5 protein-coding genes are annotated in these 4,523 nt (G+C 69.5%); 2 read left to right on the top strand and 3 right to left on the bottom strand.

The genetic code is table 11. From position 1 onward, the window contains the following. Positions 1-42 precede the first annotated feature (42 nt). Positions 43-255, top strand: coding sequence for a hypothetical protein (locus ACFWXQ_RS47315; RefSeq protein WP_386270384.1), 213 nt, complete (start codon positions 43-45; stop codon positions 253-255). A gap of 71 nt (positions 256-326) precedes the next feature. On the opposite strand, the gene ACFWXQ_RS47310 is transcribed toward ACFWXQ_RS47315, so the two are convergent. The 3 genes from ACFWXQ_RS47310 to ACFWXQ_RS47300 form a co-directional block, all read right to left on the bottom strand. Then, complete coding sequence (locus ACFWXQ_RS47310; RefSeq protein ID WP_383953530.1) at positions 327-761, bottom strand: hypothetical protein; 435 nt, start codon at positions 759-761, stop codon at positions 327-329. A gap of 649 nt (positions 762-1,410) precedes the next feature. After that, positions 1,411-2,376 carry a hypothetical protein gene (locus ACFWXQ_RS47305; RefSeq protein ID WP_383953531.1) on the bottom strand — a complete coding sequence of 322 codons (966 nt, stop codon included), beginning with the start codon at positions 2,374-2,376 and terminating at the stop codon, positions 1,411-1,413. A 19-nt stretch (positions 2,377-2,395) separates the two neighbouring features. Beyond that, positions 2,396-2,815 carry a hypothetical protein gene (locus ACFWXQ_RS47300; protein ID WP_383953533.1) on the bottom strand — a complete coding sequence of 140 codons (420 nt, stop codon included), beginning with the start codon at positions 2,813-2,815 and terminating at the stop codon, positions 2,396-2,398. Positions 2,816-2,996: 181 nt separating this feature from the next. Between ACFWXQ_RS47300 and ACFWXQ_RS47295 the strand changes: the two genes are divergently transcribed. After that, positions 2,997-4,523, top strand: a 1,527-nt coding sequence (locus ACFWXQ_RS47295) for a tetratricopeptide repeat protein (RefSeq protein ID WP_386270383.1), incomplete at its 3' end; no start/stop codon positions are given.

Genomic DNA, 4,523 nt, shown 5'->3' with positions numbered 1-4,523 from the left:
CCACCCGCCCCCCCCCCCCCCCCCCAGAACAGGCTGTCCCTCATGACTAGTGCTTTCCCGCCGCCGATCAGCGAACCCGATCCGTCCACCTTCACCTGTTCCAGCAGCCTGGTCGGACCCTGCTCGGGCTGCCAGCGCAGCACCCACAAGTACGGCGGCGGAGGCCTGCCCCTGTGCCACTGGTGCATGACCATCGCCAGCGAGAACTGGGGCACCGGCGTCCGCTTCAACAACACCCGCACACAGACGAGCTGACCGGCCAGGCCCCGTCCCGTCCCTGGCAAGGGCGGGCCAAGGTCGACACGAGGCAGGACACCGTTGGCTGATCAGGGATACCGACCCACGAGCTCTTCCGTCTGGATGGCGTACCGAGGCCGAGAGTCGCGATGCAGGTCGACATACGGGCGTGCCAACGCGAAGGTCGTCGGGACCCCAGGAAACACAGCTACGACGTCTTCAACCTCGAGTAGCCCGCGATTGGTCAGCACCGCCAGCAGCTCCAACCTCTGGAGGAGGTTGTCCAGCCCTTCCTTGTCGTCCACGCTGAGTTGGGTCAGATCGCCGAGCTCGTTGGCCTTCAGCCGACGCCGGACGCGACTGAGCTCAGCGCTCTGGAATTCCTGGTGCAGAGCCACGAGAGCTGTCAGGGCGCGCGTCCGTTTGGCCTCTTGTACTTGGCGCACGGCATAGAGAGCTGCGATGGCCACGATTACGGTACTGGTCACTGAACTCAACGCCGCCACGGTGTCCCAAGCAGACATGGCCCCCCGTCCTTTTTCCCAGGCTAGCTTCGCCTCGGATCCGAGGGCCCAGGTTCAGACGCAGGCAGTGACGAAGCCGGCCATACTCAGCTCTCCGACGGGATGTGGGCGGCGATCTCCCGCGCCCACTGGTCCGCGCCCGGCGAGACGGGACCGTCCTCCTGGGCAAACGCACCCAGCGCCGCCCCAGTCACGCACGAAAGCGCGCCCCGGCCGGGATCGCCCCGGAAAGGTGGTGGTGCGAGTGCCGGTGTGGGACTCCGCTCGTAGGCTGATGTGGGATCTCAGCAGCCGCGCCACATGCCGACGCTGTGGCCTGCCGCTCTCTGCTCTTTCTCACGCCGGTGGCCATGCTTCTGTCTCAGGAGCGTGGCCATTTCCTGCGTCGGCTGACGATCAGCCATGCCGGGCGCAGGGGCCTGGTGGCCTCGACCGGCTCCTTGGGCATGCCCCTCGCCTGCGCCGACCCTCTCCCGAATTCCCGTCGAGCCCACGAAGGCCCCGCTCTCCATCCGAGGGCAGGGCCCTGAACGTTTCTGGCAGACGTCGCTGGCAGGGGCGAGGCAGGCGGGCCGTTGATGTTGGTCAGGCCGGGGAGCCGGTCCCCGGTGTCCTGGTCGGCAGCGTGGGGCCCGGATGCTGGTGGCTGTCAGTGAGGGTTGGGTGCTGGGGGTTGGGTGTGGAGGTGGTGGGTGAGGGTGTCACCGAGAGCGGGGGTGGGGGCACCGCTGTGTGTGATGCCGAGTTGGGTGGCGAGGGTGGTGAGGTGGAGGCGGGTGGCGGCTTCGAGGAGTTGGGCGTAGGTGTCGGTGGTCGTGCGGGTTCGTCGCCAGCCAGCGAGGGCGATTCCTGTGGCGAGGGGGAAGGCGGGCCACCACCAAAGGGTGAGGGGGAGGTAGAGGAGGGCCCAGGCGGTGAGGGTGGTGGCTTTGGTGAGGGCGGTGCGGGCGGTAGTGAGTTCGATGCGTGTGGGTTCGGGCAGCGCGGTCCACAGGTAGGGCCAGACGATCGGCAGGCGGAGGTGCAAGTCGCGGTCCATACGTACGGTGACGGCGTGGAGGCGGTCGCCGCTCCAAGTCGGCCGGTCGGGTTTCTCCAGCCCGACGCGGTTCCACTTCCGGTAAGCGGCATACCGCTCGTCTTGGGCGACAGCGAGTTGGGCCTCGGTCTGGGGAGGTTGTGTACGGCCGGTTGCGCGGGCCTCAGCAGCTGTGCGGAGCTGGTGGTACCTCGTGTGCGCGGTGGTCCACACTCGCTGGCGGCTGCGGGTCCGCTGCTCAGCGATGGTGCGCAGGGGGCGCGGCCAAGTCTGCCAGTCCGGAGCGAGGGCGAGGCGTTCGACAACGGTGGTGAGAGCCTGGGCGGCCAGGCCGGCGGCAGCGGCGCCGGCGAGGATGGCAGCGAGCAGGACGATCTGTCCGCCGGTGGTGGTCGCGGTGGGGTTCTTCATCCGGGTGGTGACGGCGGTGGTGAGCCGGTGCAGGTCCAGGGCGTACGTCCAGCCCAGGGTGCGGGCGGTGGCGGCAGCAGCGAGGTAGAAGGCGCCCGGCAGGACGAGCAGGGTGAGCCACCGTTCGGCGAGTTTGCCGGTGAGCCCGGACCAGAACCCGATCACCTGGCTGGCTCGAATGTGGTCACAGGATCGTCCGTTCCAGTTCCCGGCCTGTGATCGTGCAGGTCAGCGGGAACACAGTGGACTGGTCAGGAAGTCGTCCCGCGCACCTGCCGATCGGACACCGGAAGAGCGACTCGAACGGAGCACCACCGGAGGCGCCGGGCAGATGAAGGCTCCGCTGCGCGGATGCGTGCCACACGCCCAGTGGGTCGCCCGCGGCTTGAACTGCTTCGTGGAGTGCCTGCAGGAGGTCCTGGAAAGCACCCTGGTCAAGTCGTTGGGCAGCGGTGACAGCGTTGGTGAGGACGCGTAGCTCGGGCGGGTCACCGCCCATGTCCTGGTCCGGGGCGAGCAGGCGGCGCAGGTAGTCCAGCCGCCGACATATGTAGGCCAACGCCTGGTCGACACGGTCATCGGGCGGGTCGGTGGCTGCACCCATCCCTATCCCTCCATCGTGATCGTCGGCGGTTAGGGTCGCGCTGTTCCGCAGCGAGGGCTCGCTGGACGAGCCCGGGGCAGGCCGACGGGCATCGTCGACGATATCGGCAGAACATGCCTCACATCCGGTGAAGCTGGCAATACCCTCAATACAACGGGGACGCCCGCGGGTTGGGGGATAGATGGATGAACGCAAGGACCTCCTGGCAGCCCTGCAGGCACGCCTGCAGCACGCCGGGGATGGGCAGGATGTTTCGCCGCTGCTGGAACCGGCCGCACTGGCCGAGGCCGAACGCCTCACCAGGCTCCTCGATGACCAGGACGTGGAAGCCCGGTACGTCCTGGGCTGGTTGCACTGGTCCCGCTACCAGGTATTGCCCGAAGGCCGAGACCAGGAGGACCTGGCCAGCGCACTGGCCATGTTTACCTTCTGCTTCGTCCATGACATCTCCGATGAAGCACTGCCCGAGCCCCTACTCCCTCATCTCGCCGACGGAGCCGTCAGCACTGCCACCGCAATGCTTCAACAAATACGCAGCCCGGCAGAACCCGCCGACTTCACCGTCATCATCCGTCTGTGGCGACACATCCTGACCCACACGCCCGCCGACCACCCCGACCGCGCCGGACGGCTCCACATCCTGGGGCTCGCGCTGCAGAGCCGGTTCGTGAGGTCGGGTGCGGTGGCGGACCTGGACGCGGCCATCACCGCCGGCCGCCAGGCAGTGGATACCACCCCCGCCGACCACCCCGACCGCGCCGGACGGCTCAGCAGCCTGGGGCTCGCGCTGCGGATCCGGTTCGAGAGGTTGGGGGCGGTGGCGGACCTGGACGCGGCCATCACCGCCGGCCGTCAGGCGGTGGACACTACCCCCGCCGACCACCCCGACCGCGCCGAACGGCTCAGCAGCCTGGGGGCAGCGCTAGCGATCCGGTTCGAGAGGTCGGGTGCGGTGGCGGACCTGGACGCGGCCACCGACGCCAGCCGCCAGGCGGTGGATACCACCCCCGCCGACCACCCCGACCGCGCCGAACGGCTCAACATCCTGGGGGCAGCGCAAGCGATCCGGTTCGGGAGGTTGGGTGTGGTGGCGGACCTGGACGCGGCCATCACCGCCGGCCGTCAGGCGGTGGATACCACCCCCGCCGACCACCCCGACCGCGCCGGACGGCTCAGCAACCTGGGGTTCGCGCTGCGGATCCGGTTCGAGAGGTCGGGTGCGGTGGCGGACCTGGACGCGGCCACCGACGCCAGCCGCCAGGCGGTGGAAGCCACCCCCGCCGACCACCCCGACCGCGCCAAGTACCTCAGCGGTCTGGGAGGCGTGCTGCAGAGCCGGTTCGAGAGGTCGGGTGCGGTGGCGGACCTGGACGCGGCCATCACCGCCGGCCGCCAGGCAGTGGATACCACCCCCGCCGACCACCCCGACCGCGCCGGACGGCTCAGCAACCTGGGGCTCGCGCTGCGGATCCGGTTCGAGAGGTTGGGGGCGGTGGCGGACCTGGACGCGGCCACCGACGCCAGCCGCCAGGCGGTGGAAGCCACCCCCGCCGACCACCCCGACCGCGCCATGTACCTCAGCGGTCTGGGAGGCGTGCTGCAGAGCCGGTTCGAGAGGTCGGGTGTGGTGGCGGACCTGGACGCGGCTATTACCGCCGGCCGCCAGGCGGTGGAAGCCACCCCCGCCGACCACCCCTACCGCGCCGCG

The sequence above is a fragment of the Streptomyces sp. NPDC058697 genome (assembly GCF_042715345.1).
GTDB classification, from domain to species: domain Bacteria; phylum Actinomycetota; class Actinomycetes; order Streptomycetales; family Streptomycetaceae; genus Streptomyces; species Streptomyces liliifuscus.
This window is presented reverse-complemented; position numbering and strand designations above follow the sequence as displayed.

What these genes read in the sequence shown, in the direction of transcription:
- ACFWXQ_RS47315 (WP_386270384.1), top strand. Translation starts at nt 43, where the DNA reads ATGACTAGTGCTTTCCCGCCGCCGATCAGCGAACCCGATCCGTCCACC.
- ACFWXQ_RS47310 (WP_383953530.1), bottom strand. Translation starts at nt 761, where the DNA reads ATGTCTGCTTGGGACACCGTGGCGGCGTTGAGTTCAGTGACCAGTACC.
- ACFWXQ_RS47300 (WP_383953533.1), bottom strand. Translation starts at nt 2,815, where the DNA reads ATGGGTGCAGCCACCGACCCGCCCGATGACCGTGTCGACCAGGCGTTG.